23 protein-coding genes and 1 tRNA gene are annotated in these 23,441 nt (G+C 66.8%); 6 read left to right on the top strand and 18 right to left on the bottom strand.

Annotation, left to right across the window (positions count from 1 at the left end; translation table 11 throughout):
- The first annotated feature begins 132 nt into the window (after positions 1 to 132).
- The gene (gene prpR / locus QRM60_RS04315; protein ID WP_285445685.1) at positions 133 to 1,734 is read left to right on the top strand and encodes a propionate catabolism operon regulatory protein PrpR; all 1,602 of its coding nucleotides are present in this window, start codon (positions 133 to 135) and stop codon (positions 1,732 to 1,734) included.
- Positions 1,735 to 1,828: 94 nt separating this feature from the next.
- Here the strand turns inward: prpR and QRM60_RS04320 are convergent, their stop codons facing one another.
- The 14 genes from QRM60_RS04320 to QRM60_RS04385 form a co-directional block, all read right to left on the bottom strand.
- Entirely contained in the window at positions 1,829 to 2,158 is a 330-nt protein-coding gene (locus QRM60_RS04320) for a hypothetical protein (protein WP_014506900.1), read from the bottom strand.
- A 207-nt stretch (positions 2,159 to 2,365) separates the two neighbouring features.
- Entirely contained in the window at positions 2,366 to 2,590 is a 225-nt protein-coding gene (locus QRM60_RS04325; protein WP_076056285.1) for a hypothetical protein, read from the bottom strand.
- Between the two features lie 293 nt (positions 2,591 to 2,883).
- A tRNA-Val gene (locus QRM60_RS04330) sits at positions 2,884 to 2,958 on the bottom strand.
- A gap of 176 nt (positions 2,959 to 3,134) precedes the next feature.
- Positions 3,135 to 3,488 (bottom strand): PilZ domain-containing protein, encoded by a 354-nt coding sequence (locus QRM60_RS04335; RefSeq protein WP_011036225.1) that lies wholly within the window; start codon positions 3,486 to 3,488, stop codon positions 3,135 to 3,137.
- The gene (locus tag QRM60_RS04340; protein WP_228438478.1) at positions 3,485 to 4,444 is read right to left on the bottom strand and encodes a DNA polymerase III subunit delta'; all 960 of its coding nucleotides are present in this window, start codon (positions 4,442 to 4,444) and stop codon (positions 3,485 to 3,487) included. Before QRM60_RS04340 ends, QRM60_RS04335 begins: the two co-directional genes overlap by 4 nt.
- On the bottom strand, positions 4,441 to 5,499 hold the full coding sequence (gene mltG / locus QRM60_RS04345) for an endolytic transglycosylase MltG (RefSeq protein ID WP_285445686.1): 1,059 nt from the start codon (positions 5,497 to 5,499) through the stop codon (positions 4,441 to 4,443). Before mltG ends, QRM60_RS04340 begins: the two co-directional genes overlap by 4 nt.
- 60 nt (positions 5,500 to 5,559) lie before the next feature.
- Positions 5,560 to 6,915: an aminodeoxychorismate synthase component I gene (locus tag QRM60_RS04350; protein WP_285445687.1), complete on the bottom strand. Its 1,356-nt coding sequence runs from the start codon at positions 6,913 to 6,915 to the stop codon at positions 5,560 to 5,562.
- A 161-nt stretch (positions 6,916 to 7,076) separates the two neighbouring features.
- Entirely contained in the window at positions 7,077 to 8,312 is a 1,236-nt protein-coding gene (fabF, locus tag QRM60_RS04355) for a beta-ketoacyl-ACP synthase II (RefSeq protein ID WP_014506895.1), read from the bottom strand.
- Between the two features lie 140 nt (positions 8,313 to 8,452).
- Positions 8,453 to 8,692: an acyl carrier protein gene (acpP, locus tag QRM60_RS04360; protein ID WP_002814322.1), complete on the bottom strand. Its 240-nt coding sequence runs from the start codon at positions 8,690 to 8,692 to the stop codon at positions 8,453 to 8,455.
- A 155-nt stretch (positions 8,693 to 8,847) separates the two neighbouring features.
- Positions 8,848 to 9,591 carry a 3-oxoacyl-ACP reductase FabG gene (gene fabG, locus QRM60_RS04365; RefSeq protein ID WP_115004099.1) on the bottom strand — a complete coding sequence of 248 codons (744 nt, stop codon included), beginning with the start codon at positions 9,589 to 9,591 and terminating at the stop codon, positions 8,848 to 8,850.
- 78 nt (positions 9,592 to 9,669) lie between these two features.
- The gene (gene fabD / locus QRM60_RS04370) at positions 9,670 to 10,614 is read right to left on the bottom strand and encodes an ACP S-malonyltransferase (RefSeq protein WP_042595039.1); all 945 of its coding nucleotides are present in this window, start codon (positions 10,612 to 10,614) and stop codon (positions 9,670 to 9,672) included.
- Between the two features lie 644 nt (positions 10,615 to 11,258).
- On the bottom strand, positions 11,259 to 12,236 hold the full coding sequence (locus tag QRM60_RS04375; protein WP_042595038.1) for a beta-ketoacyl-ACP synthase III: 978 nt from the start codon (positions 12,234 to 12,236) through the stop codon (positions 11,259 to 11,261).
- 89 nt (positions 12,237 to 12,325) lie between these two features.
- Positions 12,326 to 12,520 (bottom strand): 50S ribosomal protein L32, encoded by a 195-nt coding sequence (gene rpmF / locus QRM60_RS04380; protein ID WP_010368401.1) that lies wholly within the window; start codon positions 12,518 to 12,520, stop codon positions 12,326 to 12,328.
- 96 nt (positions 12,521 to 12,616) lie between these two features.
- Positions 12,617 to 13,126: a YceD family protein gene (locus tag QRM60_RS04385; RefSeq protein ID WP_011036217.1), complete on the bottom strand. Its 510-nt coding sequence runs from the start codon at positions 13,124 to 13,126 to the stop codon at positions 12,617 to 12,619.
- A 111-nt stretch (positions 13,127 to 13,237) separates the two neighbouring features.
- Between QRM60_RS04385 and QRM60_RS04390 the strand changes: the two genes are divergently transcribed.
- Positions 13,238 to 13,816 (top strand): nucleoside triphosphate pyrophosphatase, encoded by a 579-nt coding sequence (locus tag QRM60_RS04390; RefSeq protein WP_285445688.1) that lies wholly within the window; start codon positions 13,238 to 13,240, stop codon positions 13,814 to 13,816.
- 7 nt (positions 13,817 to 13,823) lie between these two features.
- Here the strand turns inward: QRM60_RS04390 and QRM60_RS04395 are convergent, their stop codons facing one another.
- Genes QRM60_RS04395 through QRM60_RS04405 form a run of 3 tightly spaced genes read right to left on the bottom strand, consistent with a single transcriptional unit; the run spans position 13,824 to position 18,500 of the window.
- Positions 13,824 to 15,656, bottom strand: a complete 1,833-nt coding sequence (locus QRM60_RS04395) for a hypothetical protein (RefSeq protein WP_285445689.1) — start codon at positions 15,654 to 15,656, stop codon at positions 13,824 to 13,826.
- The gene (locus QRM60_RS04400) at positions 15,656 to 16,636 is read right to left on the bottom strand and encodes a glycosyltransferase family 2 protein (RefSeq protein ID WP_115555533.1); all 981 of its coding nucleotides are present in this window, start codon (positions 16,634 to 16,636) and stop codon (positions 15,656 to 15,658) included. Before QRM60_RS04400 ends, QRM60_RS04395 begins: the two co-directional genes overlap by 1 nt.
- Positions 16,637 to 16,655: 19 nt before the next feature.
- Entirely contained in the window at positions 16,656 to 18,500 is a 1,845-nt protein-coding gene (locus QRM60_RS04405; RefSeq protein WP_161962593.1) for a glycosyltransferase family 39 protein, read from the bottom strand.
- A 36-nt stretch (positions 18,501 to 18,536) separates the two neighbouring features.
- Between QRM60_RS04405 and QRM60_RS04410 the strand changes: the two genes are divergently transcribed.
- The 4 genes from QRM60_RS04410 to QRM60_RS04425 are packed head-to-tail and all read left to right on the top strand — an operon-like array spanning position 18,537 to position 22,926.
- On the top strand, positions 18,537 to 19,490 hold the full coding sequence (locus QRM60_RS04410; protein WP_014506886.1) for an AAA family ATPase: 954 nt from the start codon (positions 18,537 to 18,539) through the stop codon (positions 19,488 to 19,490).
- 4 nt (positions 19,491 to 19,494) lie between these two features.
- Complete coding sequence (locus tag QRM60_RS04415) at positions 19,495 to 20,451, top strand: DUF58 domain-containing protein (protein WP_285445690.1); 957 nt, start codon at positions 19,495 to 19,497, stop codon at positions 20,449 to 20,451.
- Positions 20,444 to 22,393 (top strand): DUF3488 and transglutaminase-like domain-containing protein, encoded by a 1,950-nt coding sequence (locus tag QRM60_RS04420; protein WP_285445691.1) that lies wholly within the window; start codon positions 20,444 to 20,446, stop codon positions 22,391 to 22,393. The genes QRM60_RS04415 and QRM60_RS04420 overlap by 8 nt, the downstream gene beginning before the upstream one ends.
- Complete coding sequence (locus QRM60_RS04425; protein ID WP_011036208.1) at positions 22,390 to 22,926, top strand: Slp family lipoprotein; 537 nt, start codon at positions 22,390 to 22,392, stop codon at positions 22,924 to 22,926. The genes QRM60_RS04420 and QRM60_RS04425 overlap by 4 nt, the downstream gene beginning before the upstream one ends.
- Before the next feature lie 103 nt (positions 22,927 to 23,029).
- Here the strand turns inward: QRM60_RS04425 and QRM60_RS04430 are convergent, their stop codons facing one another.
- Complete coding sequence (locus tag QRM60_RS04430; protein WP_012439070.1) at positions 23,030 to 23,380, bottom strand: histidine triad nucleotide-binding protein; 351 nt, start codon at positions 23,378 to 23,380, stop codon at positions 23,030 to 23,032.
- Between the last annotated feature and the right edge of the window lie 61 nt (positions 23,381 to 23,441).

Raw genomic sequence — 23,441 nt, forward strand, 5'->3', positions numbered from 1 at the left:
ATGGGATGACTGCAGTAGCGCAAGGTGCGTGCCAACCGTAAGCCATTGATGTGACTGATCGCGTGCACGCACAGCGTTGCATCAATGAAACAGGCGGAGCACCATGCAACATCACTGAAACGTCAGCGAATCATGGCCCACTCCTCCTTCGTCGCTCCTGCGGATGGCACCCAGCCTGTGATCTGGACGGTCAGCGTGTCCCGCCTGACCGGCCTGCTGGCCGATGTCATTCCCGAGTTCGACCAGCGCGCACGCATCGAGCAGATCAACCTCGGCTTTGCCGAGGCGGTCGAGGTCATCGGCCAACGCCTGCGCCGCGAGCGCTGCGACGTGTTGGTAGCCGGCGGCTCCAATGCCGCCTACCTGCGCAGCCGGCTACCGCTGCCGCTGGCGCCGATCCAGGCCACCGGCTTCGACCTGATGGAAGCCCTAGCGCGCGCGCGCCGCATCGCACCGCGCATCGGCGTGGTCACCCATGCCACCGACGTGCCGTCATTTCAGCCGTTCCAGGACAGCTTCGCGCTGGACATCGCCCACCGCCGCTTCGTCACTGCCGAGGACGCGCGCGACTGCATCGCCGACCTGCGTGCCAGCGGCATCCAGGTGATTGTCGGAACCGGCATGGCGATCGACTTCGCCGAACAGGCCGGCCTGCCCGGCGTGTTGTTGTACTCGGCCGATTCGGTGCGCCTGGCGCTCGACCAGGCAATCGCCCTGGCCACCGCGCCCAGCAGCGCAGCCCCCGCTCTACGCAATGCCACACGCCGCACGCGTAACCAACCGGCCGCACTGCTCGGCGAAGACGCCGCCATGGTGCAGGTGCGTGCACTGGTGCAGCTGTACGCGCCGCACGCCAGCACCGTGTTGATCAGCGGAGAGACCGGCACCGGCAAGGAGCTGGTTGCGCGGCAGCTGCACGCCGGCAGCCGCCGCCGGGGCCGGTTTGTGGCGATCAACTGCGGCGCGATCACCGAGTCGCTGCTGGAAGCGGAACTGTTCGGCTACAGCGATGGCGCCTTCACCGGCGCGCGGCGCGGCGGCCACACAGGGCTGATCGAAGCCGCGCAGGACGGCACCCTGTTTCTCGATGAAATCGGCGAGCTCCCACTGCCGCTGCAGACCCGCCTGCTGCGTGTCCTGGAAGAACGCGAAGTGCTGCGCGTCGGCGCCACCGTACCGGTACCGGTCGATGTGCGCGTGGTGGCGGCGAGCTTGCAGTCGTTGCAGACACTCGTCGACCAAGGCCGCTTCCGCCGCGACCTGTTTTATCGCCTGGCCGCGTTGCGCATCGCACTGCCGCCACTACGGAATCGCCCAGACGACATCGCCTTGTTACTCACGCACTACGCGCAACACGGCAGCGAGACGGCATTGCCACTCTCGCCCGCTGCGCTGCAGCGACTGCAACAGCACGCCTGGCCCGGCAACGTGCGTGAGCTACGTAACCTGGTCGAGCGTTTGTGCATCCATTGGAAGGCGCAAGCGCAGGGCCAGGTGAGTCTGGCCCAGCTCGAGGCCTGGGCCCCGGAGCTGGCCGATGCCAGCACGCCAGCGGCCTACGATTCCACCTCCGCCGACGCAGCCAGCTCGCGCGCGCACCTCACCGCGACATTGGTACGTGCGGCACTGGACCGTGCGCAGGGCAACCGCGCGGCTGCGGCCAAAGCGCTGGGCGTCTCGCGCACCACCCTCTGGCGCTGGATGCAGGCACAGGGGCTCGCTTCTTCGCAGTGACCGGCGCACGCGCGCGCTTGAGTGCTAGCGCTAGAACAGATCGCCGCGGCACGGCTTTTGCGACTGACGCAGCACCTGCGCCCGCAGGCACGCACTACTTGACCGGTGTGTACTCGGATTCGCCGGTGCTCAGGTTGCCGGTCGACTGATCGATGGCGTAGTTGATGGTGCCCACGCCATTGGAAACCTGCAGCACATCGCCACGCAGTACCGCCGGATAATTCTTGGTTTTCACCCCGTTGCCGAACAGCTCGGGCCGGGTATCGCGAATGATGAAACTCTCGCCGTTGTGCTCGATGCTCAGCACGTTCTTCGGCGCTTTGGCGTTGACCCACTTGCCCACGAATTCTTCGCCCATGTCCTTGGCGCAACCGGCCAGCAGGAGCAGGCTCGCAGCCAATGCAGTTCCAAGCAGCGTCTTCATCGCCACTCCTTCGTTGAATCCAGGGCCGAGCAGGATGGCGGTTCTCCCACGGGCCTGCAATAAGCAGACGCCACCGCAATCCCATTGCGGCCGGCTGGGATTCATCGGCCTGGCAAAAAAGTGACGCACGCCGCAGCGCACGCGTCGAACGCACATCACACCGCCACAGCGACCGCGCGGCGGCTAGCCGCCGAAGGAGGCGAAGCGTCAGCGCAACGCCAGCTGCAGATCGCCGGGCGCAGGCGGCATCACCAGATCGGCCGTGTCCGCCAGGCTCTGTGCCGAGGCGGCTGCAGCGGCCAGATCATCGAAGCACACGCCCAGCTCGCCGACGGTGTAATGGCGCGTCACCGCACCCTGCTCGCTGACGCGCACCTCATACACCGGAAACCGGCGTGTTCCAGCCACCATCATTCGACTTTGCGTACGCATGGGTCTGTCTCCGTCGAGTAGCGCGTCAGGGTCGCTGCGCTGCAGGGGGACTGTCGGGGCTGCCTGCAAGTGAACCGATCGTTCCCGTCGCAGCGCTTCGTCCCCACCCCATCCGCACCGCCGCTGCATCTGCGCGCTACCTTCCGCGCACCACCGCTACCGGCAGGTGAAAAAACCTCTTACACGCGGGTGTACGTCGCGCGTGCACGCAATGCGACTGCAGTTCCACTGCGCTGACCGAGCGCCCTGAAACGACAAAGGCCACCGCAAGGGTGGCCTGGTCTTCGACATCATGGTGGGCGGTACAGGGATCGAACCTGTGACCCTTGCCGTGTGAAGGCAATGCTCTACCGCTGAGCTAACCGCCCGGTGACGCGAGCCGCACATTATAGGGCAGCGGCGGAGATCGTCAACAGTTGTTTACCGCGTGGCGCAACGCACTGAAACCGCCGTGCCGCCGCCCCACGATCACCACGCGCATGCAGCGCACCTGTGGCCCAGTCTTGCGTTCGCCGCGCGCCATCGGCCGCGGCGATTGCCTGCCTTACATCGTGTGGGTCGGCTTGTCCGAGGTTGTCAAACCAGCCAGCAGCGTTTCGATCTTGTTGCGCACCGCCTCGCCTTCCGGGCCGTCCGGGAACTGCACGCCGATGCCGGCCGCGCGGTTGCCCTGCGCGCCCGCAGGCGTGGTCCACACCACCTTGCCGGCGACCGGGAGACGCTCGCTGGAATCGGGCAGCGTCAACAGCAGAAATACCTCATCGCCCAGCATGTAGCGCTTGGGCGTCGGCACGAAGATGCCGCCACTTTTCACGAACGGCATGTAGGCGCTGTACAGCGCGGCCTTGTCCTTCAACGCCAGCGACAAAATGCCTTGGCGTGCATTCATTGCACTCATCGAGTTCCCCTAGAACGGGCCGGGCGCTCTCCCTCGCGCCAGGCCAGCAACAATTCCGCCACCGCCAGATCGGCGCGGACGGTGGTGCGCAACAAATCACGGGTGCGATTGGCGGCGTCGAACCATGTCGCCAGCTTGTGCAACCGCGATGGATCGGTCAAGCCGGCCGATGCCTGCGCCAACGCCAGGTCGGCGGCATGCCGCAGACGCTGATCGGCCTGGCCATCGTTGGTCCAGCGCTGCGCCACGTCCACCGCGCCGACGCGGCCACTGGCGATCTGCTCCAGGTCCTGCGCCACGGCGCGGCGCACGGCCAGGCCGTCTTCGCGCAGCCACTGGGCGGCAAGCCCGGGATGGCCACGCGCGGCCTCCAGCGCCTCCTGTGCCGCACGTTCGCTGACGCCTTGGGTCAGCAGCCAGGCCAGCGCTTCGTGGGCCGGCGGCAGCTTGAATTCCAGGCGCTGGCAGCGGCTGCGGATGGTGGCCGGCAAGCGCGCCGGCTGCGCACTGATCAACCACAGGTAGCGGCCCGGCGAGGGTTCTTCCAGCGTCTTGAGCAAGGCATTGCAGGCGGCGCGGTTGATCGCATCGGCCGGGTCGACGATCACTACCTGGGCGATGCCGTACTGCGGCGTCAGCGACAGTTTCTGCGAGATCTCGCGCACCTGTTCGATAACGATCTCGGTGCGCAGCTTGTCGCCGGTGCGGTTGGCAATGAACGACACCAGTTGCAGATCCGGATGCGTGCCGGCGGCGAGCAGCTGACGGGTGCGCTGCGCCACTGCCGGATCCGGCGCACTGGCCAGCACGTGCTCGGCCAGCGCCAACGCCACCGCGCGCTTGCCCAGCCCGTCCGGGCCGCAGATCAGCAGGCCATGTCCGAGCCGGCCGGCATCCAGCGCGGCCAGGGTCTGGTCGTAGGCGCGTTGTTGCCAGGGTGAAAACGCAGGCGTCATGGTGTGGGCTCCGGCTGACGGCGGCGCTGCAGATAGCGCGCCACCGCCGCATTGTGTTCGTCCAGGGTGGCCGAAAACGCATGCGCACCGCTGCCATCGCCCACCGCGACGAAGTACAGCGCGTTGCCCGGCGCCGGGCGTACGGCGGCCAGCAGTGCCTCGCGGCCCGGCATGGCGATCGGCGTGGGCGTCAGGCCGGTGCGGGTATAGGTGTTGTACGGCGTGTCGGTGGTGAGATCGCGGCGGCGGATGTTGCCGTCGTAGCTGCTGCCGATGCCGTAGATCACGGTCGGGTCGGTCTGCAGCTTCATGCCCATCTGCAGGCGGCGCACGAATACGCCCGCGATCTGCGGCCGCTCGGTGCCCAGTGCGGTTTCCTTCTCGATGATGGAGGCCAGGATCAACGCCTGTTCGGGCGAGCTCAGCGGCAGTTGCGGGGCGCGCTGTTCCCAGGCCTGCGCCAGCGCCTTGTCCATTGCCGCATGCGCGCGCCTAAGCACGTCCAGGTCGCTGTCGCCGCGCTGGTACAAATACGTTTCGGGCAGAAAGCGCCCTTCCGGATGCTGGCCGGCAAAGCCCAGCCGCGCCATCAGTGCGGCATCGTCCAGGCCCGCGATGGTCTGCTGCAGCGGCGTGGCCGTGCCCAGGGCCGCACGCAGCTGACGGAAGTTCCAGCCTTCCACCAGGGTGAAGCGGTACTGGATCACCCGGCCCTGGCGCATGCGCAATAACAGCGCACGCGGCGACAACGCCGGCGTCAGCGCGTATTCGCCCACCTTGAGCTTGCCGGCCGCATCCACCTGGCGGGCCAGCAACTGCCATTCGAGATCACTACCCTCCTGCACCCCGGCCTCGCGCAGCTTGCGCAGCGTGGCCTTGAGCGAATCGCCGGGCGCGATGACCACGCTGGGCGTGCTCGCAGTGATCGGCGTCTCGGCAAAATGCACGTAGTGCCGCCACGCCACCACGGCCGCGATCGCCAGCAGCGCCGCAAGCAACAGCACCGTCCCCAGCACGGCCAGACATCCGCGTTTGCCAGTTACCGCCACACCCACCTCGTCATTGCTCCAGCGCCGCGCAGGATACCGCGCGCCGGTGATGTGCCGTTGAAGTACTCATGCCGGATCCAGCGCACGCAGCAGCCCGCGCGCCTTGGCACGGGTTTCGTCCAGTTCCCGTTGCGGGTCCGAATCCACCACGATGCCGGCACCGGTGCGGAACCGCACCTGGCTGCCGGTTACTTCGGCGGTGCGGATCAGGATGTTCAGATCCATGTCGCCGTCGCGGTTGAGCCAACCGAACGCGCCGGTATAGGCGCCGCGCGCGGTCTGTTCCAGCTCGGCAATGATCTGCATGCAGCGCACCTTCGGGCACCCGGTGATGGTGCCGCCCGGGAATACGGCCGCAATCACCTGGCCAGGGGTGACGCCCTGCCGCAACCGGCCGCGGACATTGCTGACGATGTGATGCACGTGCGCATAGCTCTCCACACCCATCAGCTCGTCCACCTCCACGCTACCCGGCGCGCAGATGCGGCCCAGGTCGTTGCGCTCCAGGTCGATCAGCATCACGTGTTCGGCGCGCTCCTTCGGATGACCGACCAGCTCGCGGATGCGCGCGGCATCATCGTCACCGGCAAAGCGCGCACGAGTGCCAGCAATCGGCCGGGTCTGCACCAACTGCCCGTGCACCGACACCAACCGCTCCGGCGAAGAACTCACCACCGCGCGCCCGGCCGCCACGAACAGGCCGGAAAACGGCGCCGGATTGGCCGCACGCAGCCGCGCATGCAAGGCGGCAGGGTCGACGGGCCGATCGAACTGCGCCTGCCAGGCGCGCGAGATATTGGCCTGGAACACGTCGCCGGCACGCAGATAGTCCAGCACCCGCAGCACCGCATCGGTGAATTGCTCGGGCGGGTCTTCCTGCACCAGCGTCGGCGCTGCCCAGGCAGGCAAGGCTGGCAGGCTGGCGCAGGCGGTGATGTCGTCGTCAATCTGCTGCAGCAGGTCTTCGCGCCCCGGCTCGGCCACGGCGAAGCAGCGCCCGTCCATGCGGTCGCGCAGCACCGCCGCCGGCGCCCGCAGAGCCAATGCCGCGGGCGCGGCGTCGCTGCGCATGGGCAGGCGCAGGATCGGCTCGACCTGTGCGGCCACCTCATAGTCCAGCAGCACCGCCCAGCCACCGCGAAACGGCCACGAACGATCTCCCTCGTGCGGCAGGCGCTCGGCCTGCCAGGCTGCATCCAGGGCGTCGAGAAAGCCGCCTTCCAGCAGCTGGCCGTCACCGTTGCGGGTGCAGCCGTCCGGGTCCAGACGCAGCTGCACGCCCTGCGCCAGCAGCAACACATCCCAACGCCCGTGCGCGGTGCCCGACGCGCTGGATTCCAGCAGCGCGGGATACCGCTGCGGTGCCAAGCGATGCAGCGCCAGCAGGTCGATGTCCGCGTGCAGTGGTCGGGTCAGCGTCATCAGCCTGGCTTGGCGTGGAGGGACGGATGCGGCGCTGCGCGCCGGTGACAACCAGCGCGCCGCACACCACACGGTAAATCAGCAGAAGACACAACGGGCCGAACGCGCGACGCGTTGCAGCCCATCGCGACCCTGCGCCATTGCGGCGCAGGACCAATGGCTCAGATGCGCTTGAACACCAGGGTGCCGTTGGTGCCGCCAAAGCCGAAGCCGTTGGACATCACCGCATCCACCTGCACCTCGCGCGCCACGTTGGGCACGTAATCCAGATCGCAGCCTTCGCTGGGCTCTTCCAGGTTGATGGTCGGCGGGATGATGCCGGTATGCAGCGCCATCACCGAGAAGATCGCTTCCACGCCGCCGGCCGCGCCGAGCAGGTGGCCGGTCATCGACTTGGTCGAGCTGACCATGGTCTTGTACGCGTGGTCGCCCAGCGCACGCTTCATCGCCATGGTTTCGGCCAGATCGCCCAGCGGCGTGGAGGTGCCGTGCGCATTGAGGTAGCCGATCTGCTCGGGGTTGAGCTTGGCGTCGCGCATCGCTGCGGCCATGCTGCGCGCCGCGCCTTCGCCATCTTCACTGGGTGCGGTCATGTGGAACGCATCCGAACTGGCACCGAAACCGACCAGCTCTGCATAGATGCGCGCGCCACGTGCCTTGGCGTGTTCGTACTCTTCCAGCACCAGCACGCCGGCGCCGTCACCCAGCACGAACCCGTCGCGCTGCTTGTCCCACGGACGCGATGCAGCGGTGGGGTCGTCGTTGCGCGTGGACATCGCCTTCATGGCGCAGAACCCGCCCACCGAACTTGGGGACGAACCGCGCTCGGCGCCACCAGCCAGCATCACGTCGGCATCGCCGTGCTGGATCATGCGCATCGCGGTGCCGATCGAATGGTTGGAGGTGGCGCAGGCCGACACGGCCGAGAACGTCGGGCCCTTCAGGCCTTTGATCAGGCTCACCTGGCCCGGCAGCATGTTGATGATGGTGCTGGGCACATAGAACGGCGAAATCTTGCGCGCGCCGCCCTCATGGAATTTGATGGTCTGCTCTTCGATGCCGAGCAGCCCGCCGATACCGGAGCCCAGAATGGCGCCCACGCGTTCGGCATTGCTTTCATCGATCTCCAGCCCGGAATCGTCCAGCGCCATGAACGAGGCGCCGACACCGTAGTGGATGAACGAATCCATCTTCTTGACGTCCTTGGCGGACACAAACTGGGTGGGATCGAAATTCTTGATCTCGCCCGCGATCTTGGTGGTGAACTGCGAGGCATCGATCTGCGTGATCGGGCCAATGCCCGAGCGACCGTGGATGATCCCATCCCAACTGGTGGCCAGATCATTGCCCAGCGGCGACACCATGCCCATGCCGGTAACGACAACACGACGACTCATTGCAGATCTCCTCACCACACGACGGACGGTGCTTGCGGTTTACGGTTGACGCTCAAAAACACAGGGCCGCATCAGCGGCCCCATGGGATGTCTGACGCAGCAGCAGCCAAATGCCCGCCACCGCTGTCAGGAACAACGCATCAGCTCTTGACGTGAGCCTTGACGTAGTCGATCGCCTGCTGGACCGACGTGATCTTCTCAGCTTCTTCGTCCGGGATTTCGCACTCGAACTCTTCTTCCAGCGCCATCACCAGCTCGACGGTGTCCAGCGAGTCGGCACCCAGGTCATCGACGAACGATGCGCTGGTGGTGACTTCCTCTTCCTTGACGCCGAGTTGTTCGACGACGATTTTCTTGACGCGTTCTTCGATGGTGCTCATTGAGATATCGCTCCAGATGGAGTAGTGGTGGTACAAAAAAAACGCCATCGCCGCTGCGATGGCCGCGTTGGATAGTGTAGTGGAAGCGACCGGGCCTTGCATTGCATCACAAATCCCGGCCGATCAGCCACTTAGCGCCTCCCGGCGCCGCACGCTCACGGCATGTACATGCCGCCGTTGACGTGCAGGGTCTCACCAGTGATGTAACGGGCGGTTGGGCCAGCCAGGAATGCCACCGCGTTGGCGATGTCGTCCGGCTGCCCCAGATGGCCCAGCGCGATCTGCTGCAGCAACGCCGTCTTGGCATCCTCCGGCAGCGCCTTGGTCATGTCGGTATCGATGAAGCCGGGCGCGACCACATTGACAGTGACCCCGCGCGAGCCGATTTCCTTGGCCAGCGACTTGGAAAACGCAATGATGCCGGCCTTGGCCGCCGCGTAGTTGGTCTGGCCCGGATTACCGGTCACACCCACCACCGAGGCGATGTTGATGATGCGGCCCTTGCGCGCTTTCATCATGCCGCGCATCACCGCCTTGGAGGTCCGGAACACGCTGGTCAGGTTGGTGTCGATGATCGCCTGCCAATCGTCTTCCTTCATCCGCATCAGCAGGTTGTCGCGGGTGATGCCGGCGTTGTTGACCAGGATCGAAACCGCACCGAACTCCTTGCCGATCGCATCGATCAAGGCATCGACCGCGGCCGCATCGGTGACATTGAGCTCCCGGCCGTGCCCGCCGTTGGCAGCCAGACGCTCGCCGATGGCAGCGGCCCCGGAGGCGGAGGTGGCCGTGCCGATCACCGTGGCGCCCTGGGCGGCCAGCGTATCGGCGATGGCCGCGCCGATGCCGCGGCTGGCACCGGTAACCAGAGCGATCTCGCCCTGCAATGGCTTGCTCATGTTGCTGTTCCTCGAGAGGGGACGTCGCAACCGCAGTTGCGAGCGTCGAGGGCCGGCATCACCGGCAAATCGGTCAACTCAGTGCGCCCACGCATCCAGCGCGCCGGCGTAATCGGCCGGGGTCGCGAGCGAACGGGCATCCAGGCTCTTGTCGATACGCTTGATCAGCCCGCTCAGCACCTTGCCCGGGCCGCATTCGGCGATCCGGGTAATGCCCTGCGCGGCCAGCGCCTGCACGCAGCCGGTCCACTGCACCGGCAGATACAGCTGCTCGACCAGGGCCTGGCGGATCGCTTCGTGGCCGGCGTGCACCTGCGCGTCGACGTTCTGCACCACCGGAATCTGCGGCGTGTGCCAGGTCAACCCGGCCATCGCCTCACCCAGCTGGTTGGCCGCCTCGCGCATCAGTGGGGTGTGCGACGGCACGCTCACCGCCAGCTTGACCGCCTTGCGCACGCCACGCTCGGCCAGCAACGCCAGCGCGCGATCCACCGCCGCCGCATCGCCACCAATCACGATCTGACCGGGCGAATTGAAGTTGGCCGGCACCACCACCTGGCTGCCCGAGGCCTCGACACAGACCTCGCGCACCAACGCATCCTCGGCGCCCAGCACCGCGGCCATCGCGCCGACACCGGCGGGCGCCGCCGCCTGCATGAATTGCCCGCGCAGCCGCACCAGGTGGGCACCGTCGTGCAGCGACAAGGCGCCGGCAGCGACCAGTGCGGTGTACTCACCAAGGCTATGGCCGGCCAGCACCGCCGGTCGCTCGCCGCGCTGCGCGTTCCACAGGCGCCACACCGCCACACCGGCGGCCAGCAACGCCGGCTGGGTGTATTCGGTACGGTTGAGCATCTCTTCCGGGCCGCCCTGCGACAGGGCCCACAGATCGACGCCGGCGCCATCGGAGGCCTCGACGAAGGTCTCGCGGATCTGCGGATGCAGTTCGGCAAGTTCAGCCAGCATGCCCAGGGACTGCGAGCCCTGGCCGGGAAACACGAAAGCGAGCGTAGATTCGGTCACGCGTTGCTGCCTACAAAAATCGAGCCGGGATGATACGTGCGAAATCGCCCGGCCGTCTGTACTGACGCGTATGCAAGGCGCCAATGCCCGCACCGCACAGGCGTCTGCCGCCAGGGTCTGAGCAGGTCAATGTCGCCGTTGCGGAGCCAGTCCAGGCACGGCATCGACAGCTTCAACGCGGTGGTTGCGTAGATCGCCGGGCGGCGCGCTGGCGCGTCAGCTGGGCGTGGAGGAAAGGCGGGTCAGATGCGCGAAACGCGCGGTTACTTGACCACCTGGGCGCAGGCAGTGCGCACACGAACGCGCTGTCGCTGAGCATCAGTGGCGTGCCCCTGACAACGCTCTACCGCGCCTGCCCGCAGGCCGTCACCCGCAACAGCTTGACCGCCTGAGCCCGCAGCGCGCTGCGCCCGCTACATTCCTCGCAGGCACCGCATCACCGCCACGCTGCGGCGGTGGATGCAGGACATCCAGGCCCCAGTGGCGTGCGAGAACGTTGCGTGTGTCGATCAAGACTGCGCGGCGGCGGCACTGCATCAGCGAGAATCGCTGACACATCAGCCCGCAATGGCAAGGGTCTTTGCACCAACAGAACCTCAAGCGCAAAAAGACACCGCCGGCAAACGCGGCAGTGCCTGCGCAGATCAGTAGCGCAGCAGCGCCGAGCCCCAGGTGAATCCGCCACCGAAGGCTTCCAGCAGCAGCAACTGGCCACGCTGCACGCGACCGGAGCGAACCGCTTCGTCCAGCGCGAGCGGCACCGAGGCCGACGAGGTATTGCCATGCCGGTCGACGGTGACCACCACCTGCTCCATCGGCAGATCCAGCCGCTTGGCAGTGGCTTCGATGATGCGCAGATTGGCCTGATGCGGGATCAACCAGTCCAGGTCGTGCTTGTCCAGGCCATTGGCGGCGAGGGTTTCATCGACCACCGAGTCCAGCGCCTTGACGGCGTACTTGAACACGTCGTTGCCCTTCATCAGCAACGCGCCACCGCCGTTCTTGCCTTCGCCGAAGCCAACCGATACACCGACCGGATCCCACAGCAATTCCTTCTTGCTGCCGTCGGCATGCAGATGGGTGCTGAGGATGCCGGTGTCTTCGTCGGCCTTGAGCACGACCGCGCCCGCACCGTCGCCAAACAGCACGCAGGTGGTGCGATCGGTCCAGTCGACGATCCGGGTCAGCGTTTCGGCGCCAACCACCAGCACGGTCTTGGCGTCGCCACTGCGAACGAACTTGTCGGCCACGCTGAGCGCGTAGACGAAGCCCGAGCAGGCCGCGTTCACGTCGAATGCACCGCAGCCGACATTGCCAAGCCGCGCCTGCAACAGGCACGCAGTGGACGGGAAAATCAGGTCTGGTGTGGTGGTGCCGACAACGATCAGGTCGATCTCGTCGGCAGTGACACCGGCCGCTTCCATCGCCTTCAGCGAGGCGAAGTACGCCAGATCACTGGTGGTCTGGTCGTCGGCAACGATGTGACGTTCACGGATGCCGGTACGCGAGCGGATCCATTCATCGCTGGTGTCGACGATCTTGGACATGTCGTCGTTGGTCAACACCTTTTCGGGCAAATAGCTACCCGTGCCCGCGATTCTGGAATAGATCCGCTTGCTCATACTGTTCCTTGGTGCAAGAGCCGCGGTGATTGGCGGCTCCGGAAGTATCGAGGGTCACCCGCCTGCAAAACTGCGGCGGGTGCCACGGATCAATCTTCTTGGACGGCCGACGACTTGGTCGTGATCACCTTCTTGCCGCGGTAGTAACCGTCAGCGGTGATGTGATGGCGCAGATGGATCTCGCCGCTGGTCGGGTCGGTCGACAGCTGCTTGGCGGTCAGGGCATCGTGCGAACGACGCTGGCCGCGGCGGGACGGGGTGACTCGGGATTTCTGCACAGCCATGGGATTGCTCCAAACTTAAGTTCGATAACTTTTCTGTTGAGTCGAACAGGACTGTACGCCCGCGCCGACCTGTGTTTCCGCCCTTAACAGCGGCGGTTACTGTTTCTTCAACGCCGCCAGCGCCGCGAACGGACTGGCCTTGTCTTGCTCTTCCTGGGTCGGAACCCACTCGGCCTCGACTGCCTCACTCCCCGGCGCCATCGGCACCACGGGAACCGCCAGCACCAGCTCGTCCTCCACCAGGTCCACTGCCCGCAGCATGCCGTCGTCTGGCACCAGCAAGGCTTCGTAGTCGGGCGGCAACGCGGCCTCATCAGCCTCGTCGCGGATCAAGCCGAGTCGCTGCCTGATCTGAACCGGATACAGAAAACGCTGCAGGCTGCGCTGGCATTCCAGCGGCAGCGCGACATCGATGCTGAGTTCGACATAGGCGACCTTCAACAGATCGTCCTGATCGAACTGAAGCGAATAGACACATTCGCCTTCGGTATCAACCAGGCTTCCCTGAAGACGGGTCATCGCAGATAGCGGGATGCGGCCGTCGAAGCGCCTGCGCGCTGCGACCATCCGCCAAGCATCCAGCATTTCGGGCACGTTCGCGGACATAAGCCGCAGAATGTTAAAGACCCGCCGGGGCCATGTCAAATCTGCCGCCACTGGGATTGTGGCCCGGCGCCTGGGCCGGCAGACTCCCCTGCCTTCCCTCGCGGTGCGCCCATGATGCCACGCCTACTCCTGGCCTCCACGTCTGCCTACCGCCGCGAGCTGCTGGGCCGCCTGCACCTGGACTTCGACACCGCCCGCCCCGAGGTGGACGAGCACGCCCTGCCCGGCGAAACGCCGCAGGCGCTTGCGACCCGGCTGGCCAGCGAGAAGGCGCGCGCCGTGGCGGTGCGCTTCCCGGATGCCTGGGTGATCGGCTCGGACCAGGTCGCCGACCTGGACGGCGAGGCACTTGGCAAGCCGGGCACGCTGGAGCAGGCGCGCGCCCAGCTGACGCGCATGTCCGGCCGCATGGTGCGTTTCCAGACCGCGGTCAGCCTGATCGGCCCGGACGGGTTTGCCGCGCACGCGCTGGACCTTACCGACGTCCAGGTGCGGCCCCTGCACCCGCAGGAGATCGAACGCTACCTGGCTGCCGAACCGGCGCTGGAGTGTGCCGGCAGCTTCAAATGCGAGGGCCTGGGCATCACCTTGTTCGACGCAATCCGTAGCAACGATCCTACCGCTCTGGTCGGCCTGCCGCTGATCGCAGTGGCGCGGTTGCTGCGGCAGGCGGGATTTTCGCTGCCTTGAAGCTGCCTCAGTCCGCCCGGCGCAGCATGCAGAATTGATACGGATAGACGGCTTGCCCGATGCGTGAGAGCAACGTGCGGCACTGCGCCGGGTCCAGCGTCAGCCCGTACGCAACCAGACGCTGCTGCGCCATCTCGCGAATGGCCTGATCGGCCGCCGCGATATCCAGCGCTCTGGCCTTGGGCACGACCAACAGGCAGCGGCCGGACGTGGAAGCAGCCAGCTCGGCGCGCAGACCGCGGGCGATCAGCCAACGCATGCGTGCGCAGTCCGGCTGCGCATCCCACCCGAACTGCTGCGCCCAGCGATTCATGCGATCCACCCGCGCCTGCTGTTTGTCGCGCGCCGCACCCAGCATCGCGTAAATCTGTGGGCGCTCGGCCACCAGGGTGCGCACGCGCGCCCGATACGCATCGGTCTCGCTGATGTTGGTTGCGACCCCGATGTAACGGGCCCGCTGCGGCAACAGGGTGACGCGCCATGACTGCGGCTCATCGCTGACCAGCAAGACCGTTGCCCGTGCCGGATCGATGATCAGCGGTTGCGTGACCTCAAACGCCGCGCGCGCCCAGGGCTCGTGCCCCCAATCCTTCCAGCCGGCCATCGCCACCAGCGCGCACAGCCCGATCAACCACGCTGCCTTGTGATCGGCACGTTGCGCAAACGCATGCCGGCAACAGATCCACAGCACCACCGGCGCCAGCAATTCCAGCACGACGAGATAGCGGTGGATGCTGAAGATGGCCTGCCACAACACATAGGCCGTGGCCACGAACACCAGCACCACAGTGGCCGAGCGATCCAGCCCAACCCCGGCAACCCGGCGACGCAGCACAGCGCGCGCAGCCACGATCAGTACCAGCGCATACAGCACGGCCCACAGTGCCTGCACCAATCCCAGGTCACCGATGCGTTGGGGCTTCAACGTAAACAGCAGCGGCCAGAGCAGGTGTTCGCCGAGATTGCGCGGCAGCCAGCGCGTGTCGGCGATCGACACCGGCGCGGCCAACGGGGATTTGAACAGCCCGTTGAACTGCGGGAACAACGGGTTGCCCAGGTGCTGCCAGACCTGCCAGTACCACGGCCCGGCCACCAGCACGAACACACCGCCCGCGACGACGATCACGATGCCCAGCGCCAGCAGCCGTGCCCGCAGGCGCGCGCCATCGCACATCAGCGCGGGCACCAGCGCGAGGGCGTAGAGCGCATTGGTCAACTTGAACGCGACCGCCAGACCCAGCAACGCGCCCGCACACGCCCAAAGATGGAGGGCGGTTTTGCCCTGCCGCCCGCGCGCCTGTGCCTGCAGGACCAGCGCCAGGGCGCCCAACACGGGCAAGGCCGTGGCGGTATCGCCCATGGTGCCGCCGAGTTCAGACAGAAACACGGCGCTGCTCAATCCTGCGGCCGCCAGCAGCGGTGTCCATTGCGCACGCCGCGGATGCACCGAAAGCACTCGCCAGGCAACCGCGGCCACCGGCACGAACACCAGCGCATGCAGTGCACCGAGCAGCACGCCAACCAGTGGCGCGGGAAGATGCAACATCAAGGCGGCATGCATCGCATCCAGCAGCGGGCTGAAATAGCTTTGCATCTGCGCCGGCGCGAGGTCGGTCGTCAGTCGCCCGTGCAGCCAGGCATCGCCGATATACAAGTGATAGTTGCGCAAGTCCCAGTTGGCATCCTGGCCGAGGCCGAGCGACACCAGTGCACCGAGCAGCACGATGGCAAGTACGGCGGCGGCACTATGCCGCGGGGAATGGAAACCGAAGCGGCTATCCGCCCAAGCGAGCAGGCGTTGGCGGCGCGTCGCTTTCGCTGTTGCTGCACTCGCCCGCATCACGTCCGCTCCTGCGCATGTCTGGATGCAAGCGTCCCGACGCTCGGTTCGGCGAGATAGGCAAGATGCTTGGCTTCGACACGACCGCGGGTCACCGTGTCCAGGATCAGCCCGCACGCCAGCAACAGGAAGCCGAGCAGCATCAGGGCCACGCACAGGATCGCAGTTGGAAAGCGCGGCACCAGGCCTGTTTCCAGATAGGTCTGCAACAACGGTACGGCCAGCACGATCGACAGCGCGGCACTGAGCAGGAAGCCAATCGAAAAGAACAGCAGCGGGCGCTCGGCCTTGAACAACTTCACGATGGTGGTGAGGATCCGCCACCCGTCACGCCAGGTATTCAACTTGCTCTGCGAACCCTCCGGCCGCACACCGTAGACGGTGTCGACTTCGGCGACCGGCATGCGCAATTGCAACGCGTGCACCGCCAGCTCGGTTTCGGTTTCGAACCCATGCGCATGCGCGGCAAAGGATTTGACGTAGCGGCGCGAGAACACCCGGTAACCCGACAGCATGTCTTCGAAACTGCGGCCGAACAGCAGGCCTGCGCAGCGTGTCAGCAGCACATTGCCCAGCCGATGTCCGGGCCGGTACGCGGCCTGCTGTTGATCGCGCCGCGCGCCAACCACCATGTCCAGTTGCTCACTGAGCAACTTGCGCACCAGCACTGGCGCGGCAGCCGCGTCGTACGTCGCGTCGCCATCAACCAACACATAGATGTCGGCGTCCACATCGGCAAAACCGCGGCGCACCACATTGCCCTTGCCCTGCAGCGCCACGCGACGCACCTGCGCGCCGGCCGCTGCGGCGATCGCCGCGGTGGCATCGCTGGAGTTGTTGTCCAGCACATGGATGGCCGCCTGCGGCAATGCCGCGGCAAAAGCACCGACCACTGCGGCAATGGTGGCGGCCTCGTTGTGGCAGGGCACCAGCACGGCGATGCGGATCCCGGCAAAGGTGTCGGGACAATCGGTACTCATCACGTAGGCCAGTATCCGGTCAGGGGGCGGGAACGGTAAATGGCTGCTCCCACCAGTCCTCGACGCTGCCGTCGTGGCCGTGCAGGCGCAAGCCCAACCAATGCGTGCCGGGCGTCAGCGCGCGCGCGTCCAACGTGGCAGTGAAGCCGACGCGGGGATGTTGCGGGTCGGTGGAGATTTTCCAGTACGGGCGCACATCCAGGGTGGCGCCGTAGTCGGCGCGTCCAGCGGGGCGACCATCGACCAGCAGCTCGACGCGCGACAGGCCCACGCCGTCCTTGAAGGCCCAGCCACGCACCTGGATGGTGGCCGTGGCGGCAACGCCCGGCAGCGGCGTATCGATCCACGCCATCGCGGGCGCGATGCAGGGGCCGGGCTGGCGTTGCGCCGGCAGCGCGAACAGCAGGAAGCGCTGGTAGCCGTGGTCGGTGGAGACCACCTTGGGCGGCGGCAGCGGCCCGACCATGGCGCAGATGGCGTGGTAACGCGTGAGCAGATCGCGGTAGCGCTGATCGCTGGGCGAGAGCACCAGCAGGCGCGGGCCGCTGCGTTCGCCATGGCTGAGCAGCCCCCACTGGGCCAGTTGCGCCGAGCGGCCATGTTTGTCGTTCAGATCAGCCTGCAGCACTTCGATCTGTGCATCGTGCAATTGGAAGCCGAGCTCGGCGCCTACCTTGAAGTTTTCCGCCAGCACGCGGGTGCCGGGCGGCAGCTGCGCGAGTTCGGTCTTGACCGCGCGCGCCAGGTCTTTCCAGCCGGCAAAATTGCGCGGGTAGTATTTTTCGCCCGCCGCTTGCGCACGGATCGCCGGCACCGACACCGCCAGGTAATAGCTGTAGGCGCCCAACATGCCGAGCAGCGCGATCAGCCAGGTGGCACGCCGCAGCGGGCGCGGCCAGCGCATCAGGATCACCGGCGCGGCGACCAGCAGGGCGAGATAGCCCGGCAACGGCCAGTGGAAGCTGATCCGCTCGGCATCGCTGAAGAACCCCAGCACGAAGATCGCCAGCGTGGAAATGCCGCCCAGCAGGCCGAAGTAGCGCCACTGCGCACGCGAGCCGCCACTCCCGGCACGGGTGCCAGCCAGGCTGACCTTGACCATCGCCCAGGCCAGCAATGGCGTCACCAGCGCGGCCTGGATCAGCAAGAACCACAGCCCGGTGATCTGGAACGTCCACGGATGCCGGTCTACCAGCTGAAAGCGCAGGCCCGCCTCGTCATGGTCGGTGTTCCAGAAAAGCAGCGGCAGCCAGCTCATGGCGCCTACCGTCAGCGCCATCCAGATGCGTGGGTCGCGCAAGACCGCACGCCCCTGCGGAATGCACAGCAAGGCAATGCATCCCACTCCGATCACACCGACAAAGCGGTAGTGGCTCAGTGCACCGATGACCAGGCCGATGGCGAGCTCCAGCGCGCTGGTGGCATCGACCTCGCGCAACAGCCGCGCGCCCGCATCCATGCACAGCACCGCTGCCAATGCCATGGGCACGTCGGGCACCGCCAGGATGCCAAGCGTGGCCGACAGCGGCATCAGCAAGGCCAAGCTGCCGGCCTGCCAGCCCAGCGTGGAGCCGAACCAGCGTGTGGCGATGTGCGCAACCAGCCACGGCAGCAGCGCAGCGATCGCCAGAAACGGCAGCCGCAGCGCCAGTAGATGGTGCCCGCCAAGTTCCACGCCCAGGCGCGTCAGCCACGCGGTCATGCCTGGCAGATCCGAGTACGCCGCCGCCAGATGCTGGCCTTCCTGCCAGTAAAACGCCTCGTCCACGAACAGCGGCAGACGCGCGGCAATCAATAGCTTGACGGCCGTCGCCAGTGTCCACAGGATCACGAAGGTGCGATGTGCGCGTTGGTCCCCTGGCATTGCCCTGTGCACTCTTCTTCCACCTACGGATTTGTGATGTCGACACCGCTGCGTTCCACGGAAATGCTAACCGATGCGCTGCGCCAATCGCTGCGGCGCGCACAGGACCAGGTCAATTCGCTGTTGCTGGGCAAGGCGCAGGAAGTGCGCCTGGCGTTCGTGGCGCTGCTGTCCGGGGGACATCTGTTGATCGAGGACCTGCCCGGCCTGGGCAAGACCACCCTCGCCCACGCCATGGCGTCCAGCCTGGGCCTGGGGTTCCAGCGCGTGCAGTTCACCTCGGACCTATTGCCGGCCGATGTGCTGGGCGTGTCGGTCTACGACGCGGCCTCGCGCCAGTTCCAGTTCCATCCCGGCCCGGTGTTCACCAACGTGCTGCTGGCCGACGAGATCAACCGCGCGCCGCCGCGCACGCAGAGCTCGCTACTGGAAGCGATGGCCGAGCAGCAAGTCACCCTGGACGGGGTGACACATGCGCTGCCGGAGCCGTTCTTCGTGATTGCTACGCAAAACCCGGTTGATCTGTCGGGCACCTTCCCGCTACCGGATTCGCAACTGGACCGCTTCCTGCTGCGGCTCAGCCTGGGCTACCCCAGTGCCGATGCCGAACGGGCGCTGCTGTCGGGTGTGGATCGCCGCGAGTTGATCGCCCAGGCCGCACCGCAGTTGAGCGATGCCGATGTCGTGGCGCTGCGCGCGGGGGTCAACCACATCCATACCAGCGACGCCTTGATCACCTACGTGCAGGCGCTGCTGCTGCGTAGCAGGCAGCACGCCGGCGTGCGCGTGGGCCTGTCGCCGCGTGCGGGGATTGCGCTGTTGCGCGCAGCCAAGGCCTACGCCCTGCTGCTGGGGCGCGAGCATGTGCTTCCGGAAGACGTGCAGGCGCTGTTCGTGGCGGTCGCCGGGCACCGCCTGGTGCCGGAAGCCGAATCATCGTCCGGGCCGGCGCTGGCCAAAGCGTTGCTGCACAGCGTGCCGGTGGACTGAGCACGTGCGTGCGCACCTGCGTGGCATGGGCCGACGGCTCAGCCTGCTGGCCCGTCCGCGCGGGCCGGAAGCCTCACCGATCGTGCTGGATCGGCGCCGGATCTATGTTTTGCCCACGCGGTTTGGCCTGTTTCTGGCGGCCTTGCTGATGGCCATGCTGCTCGGCGCGCTGAACTACAACAACAACCCGGCGTTGTTGCTGGCGCTGCTGCTGGCCACCGCCGGCATCGCCAGCAGCATCGTGGCGCACCTGCAATTGTCGGCACTGCGGATCGAAGCGGTCTCCGCCGAACCGGTGGTGGCCGGCGAGCCGCTGCGCATGCGGGTGTCGTTGGCCCGCCGCGACACCCGCGCCCGCCGCGGATTGCGCCTGGATCATCTGGAGCACAGCGGTTTTTGCTCGCTCACCGACTACGACAACGCGGACGTGGATCTGCTGGTGCCCACCGTGCGTCGCGGCTGGCAGGACATCGAGCGCATTCGGCTGTCCAGCACCCAACCGCTGGGGCTGGTGCGCGCCTGGTCATGGGTCTGGCCGGAGACACCGCTACTGGCCTACCCGGCCCCGGAAGCGCACGGCCCCGCGCTGCCCGATGGCGCCGGCTCGCCCAATCAGACCCGCCTGCATGCACAAGGCGAGGAGCTGCACCAACTGCGTCCGTACCGGGCCGGCGACGCACCTCGCACGATTTCGTGGAAGCACTCGGCGCGCCGCGATGCGCTGCTGGTGCGCGAATACGAGCAGCCGCTGGGCGTGGAAGTCACCCTTGACTGGCGCAGCCTCAGCGCACTGCCCTACGAACGCCGCATCGCGCGGCTGACGCGCTGGGTCAACCTTGCCGAACGCGAGGGGCGCCGTTACCGGCTGCTGTTGCCGGGCCAGCCGCCGCTCGGTCCTGCGCACGGCCCGTCGCACCATCATCTGTGCCTGCGCGCGTTGGCGCTGCTACCGCATGACTGAGCCTACCGCCCCGATCACCCAGACCAGCCGCGGCTGGGTACTGGCCACCACCTGGCTGGCGCTGGCGCCGCTGCTGCTGCAGTTGCCCGGCCTGCTCGCCGGCACCATCGCCGTCGCCGCGCTGCTGGTCGGCGTGATGAGCTGGCGCGGAAGCTTGATGGCACCGGTCCGGTTGCTGTTGGTCATCGCGATGCTGGCGGCGGTGTACTGGCAGATCGGCATGCGCTTCGGGCGCGACACCGGCTGCGCGGTGCTGGCGGCGATGCTGGCGATCAAGGCCTCCGAATTACGCACCCTGCGCGATGCGCGCAGCCTGCTCGGCTTTGCGTTGTTCGCACCGTTTGCCGCGTTCCTGCTGGACCAGGGCCCGGCCACCATGGGCCTGGCGTTGCTCGCGGTGCTGAGTGCGCTGCTGTGCATGCAGCGCCTGGCCGACGAGGAACACCGCACCGGCACGCCAGGGCTGCGCCTGCAATTGCGCGGCATCGGCAAGCTGGTGGCCATTGGCGTGCCGCTGGCCCTGGCCACGTTCTGGCTGCTGCCACGTTTGAGCTCGCCACTGTGGGGCGTGCCGGAGCGGGCGCTGTCGCGGCCCGGCCTGTCGGACAACATGTCGCCGGGTGAATGGATCGACCTGATGGCCGATGACAGCCCCGCCCTGCGCGTGCAATTCACCGGCAAGGCGCCGCCACCGGAGCAGCGGTACTGGCGCGGCCCGGTGATGTGGGATTTCGATGGCCGCACCTGGCAGCGCGCGCGCTGGACCGGCCGCGCGCAACCGGCCGCCTTCGCCGCCGGGCCGGCAACGTATCGCTACCGCCTGGACTACGAGCCCACTGACCGCCGCCAGCTGGTTGCGCTGGATCTGCCGGTGCAAGGCGTCGCGAACGCCGAACTGTCGCCCGATTACGAATTGTTTGCGCAGCGTCCGTTGAGTGCCCTCACCCGCTGGGACCTGCAGTCCGCGCCGCCGGCACGCTTCGACACCGATCTACCGGCGCCGCTGCGCGCACGCGCATTGGCGCTGCCACCCGGCTTCAATCCACGCACCATCGCCCTGGCCCGCCAGTGGCGTGCCGAAGCGGGTCGTGACGATGCCGCAGTGGTGCAACGCGCGCTGCAATGGATCACGCGCGAATTCGCCTACACGCTCGACACCCCGCTGCTCGGGCGCAACAGCGTCGATGAGTTTCTGTTCCAGCAGAAGGCCGGTTTCTGCGAACACTTCAGCTCGTCGTTTGTGGTGCTGATGCGAGCGGCCGGCATCCCTGCGCGCGTGGTCACCGGCTATGCCGGCGGCACCTATAACGGGCTGGGCAATTACTGGGTCGTGCGGCGCATGGATGCGCATGCGTGGAGCGAGGTGTGGCTGGCCGGCCGTGGCTGGGTGCGCGTGGATCCCACCGCCGCCGTGGCACCGGAACGCATCTACGACACGCTGGAGGATCGCCTGCAGGCCGATGGCGGCGGTGGTGGCCAGCTGGGCACATGGGACAGGCTGGGCGAGGTCAGCGACTGGCTGCGTCGCGGCTGGAACGAGCTGGTGCTGTCCTTCGACGCCGACCGCCAGCAGCGGCTGCTGCAACCGTTCGGCATCGACCGCCTGGACACCAACCAGCTGGCGGCCATCTTCGGCGTATTCGCGGTCAGCGCACTGGCCTGGATGGGCTGGCTGCTGGCGCGCGGCGAACGCGAACGCGACCCGCTGCTGCGCGCCTGGCACCGGCTCGGGCGCCGTTACCGCAAGCTCGGCCTGGCCCGCGAACCGCACGAACCGGCCACCACCTGGGCGCAACGTGTGGCACAGCACCATCCCCACACGACACTGTTGGCACTCAGCCAACGTTTCGCTGCGGCGCGCTACGCTGGCGCTGATTCGGACAGCGCCTCTCTCATCAAAGATCTGCAGCAGCATCGCCCGCGAACCGGAGCTTCCTCATGAGTACCCGTTTTCTTCTTCCAGTCATCGCTGTCCTCGGGCTCGCTGCCTGTGCCACGGCGCCCAAGCCGTTGCAGGGCCAGTTCCCCACGGTCAGCCCGAGCGACTCGACCGCCAGTGCACAGGTCGGCACCTCGGTGCGCTGGGGCGGCAAGATCATCCAGACCAAACCGGCCCAGGGCCAGACCTGCTTCGAGCTGATCTCGCGCCCGCTCAACGCCAGCGGCCGCCCGGACCGTAATGCGGTGGATGCCAGCGATGGCCGCTTCCTCGCCTGCCGCGCGGGCTTCTACGACCCGGCGGTGTTCGAGCCAGGCCGCGAAGTAACCTTCATCGGCAAGATCGAAGGCTACGAAACCACCAAGATCGGCGAGTACGACTACAAGCTGCCCAAGGTGGCCGCCGATGTCGTCTACCTGTGGCCGCAGGTGCGCGAGGTCGATGTGGTGCCGGCCTACCCGTACGGTCCCTGGGGCGACCCGTGGGGTCCGTGGGGCCCACGCTGGGGTGGCGGTTGGGGCCGCGGTTGGTGGTAACCAGCCACTGCTGAGATGACACAAGAACGCCGCTCGCAGGGAGCGGCGTTTTTGTGTGTGGCGTCCGCTGTCACAGGATCACCCTACGCATATGCCACATCGATCACGGCGTACCGAAACGCCCCAGCGGCGCACCGGCCAGCAGATGCAGATGGATATGGAACACCGTCTGCCCAGCATGCTCGCGGCAGTTCATGACAATGCGGTAACCGTCCTGCGCCAGGCCTTGTTCGCGCGCATATGCCGCGGCCGCCAGCGCCAACTTGCCGACCAGCAGCGCCTGCTCCGGCGGTACATCGTCCAGGGTCGGGATCGCATGCAACTTAGGAATGAAGAGCACATGCACCGGCGCCTGTGGTGCGATGTCCTCGAATCCCAGTACCTCGTCGTCTTCATAGACGATGGTGGCGGGAATTTCGCGACGAATGATCTTGCCGAAAATGGTGTCGGTCATAGGAAGGGAATCGAGAATCGGGATTGGGGAATCGCAAGAGCTTACCGCGCGGGCTTCTGAC

Origin of the sequence: Xanthomonas sp. fls2-241-TYG-148, assembly GCF_030208815.1 — a bacterium.
Taxonomy (GTDB): domain Bacteria; phylum Pseudomonadota; class Gammaproteobacteria; order Xanthomonadales; family Xanthomonadaceae; genus Xanthomonas; species Xanthomonas campestris.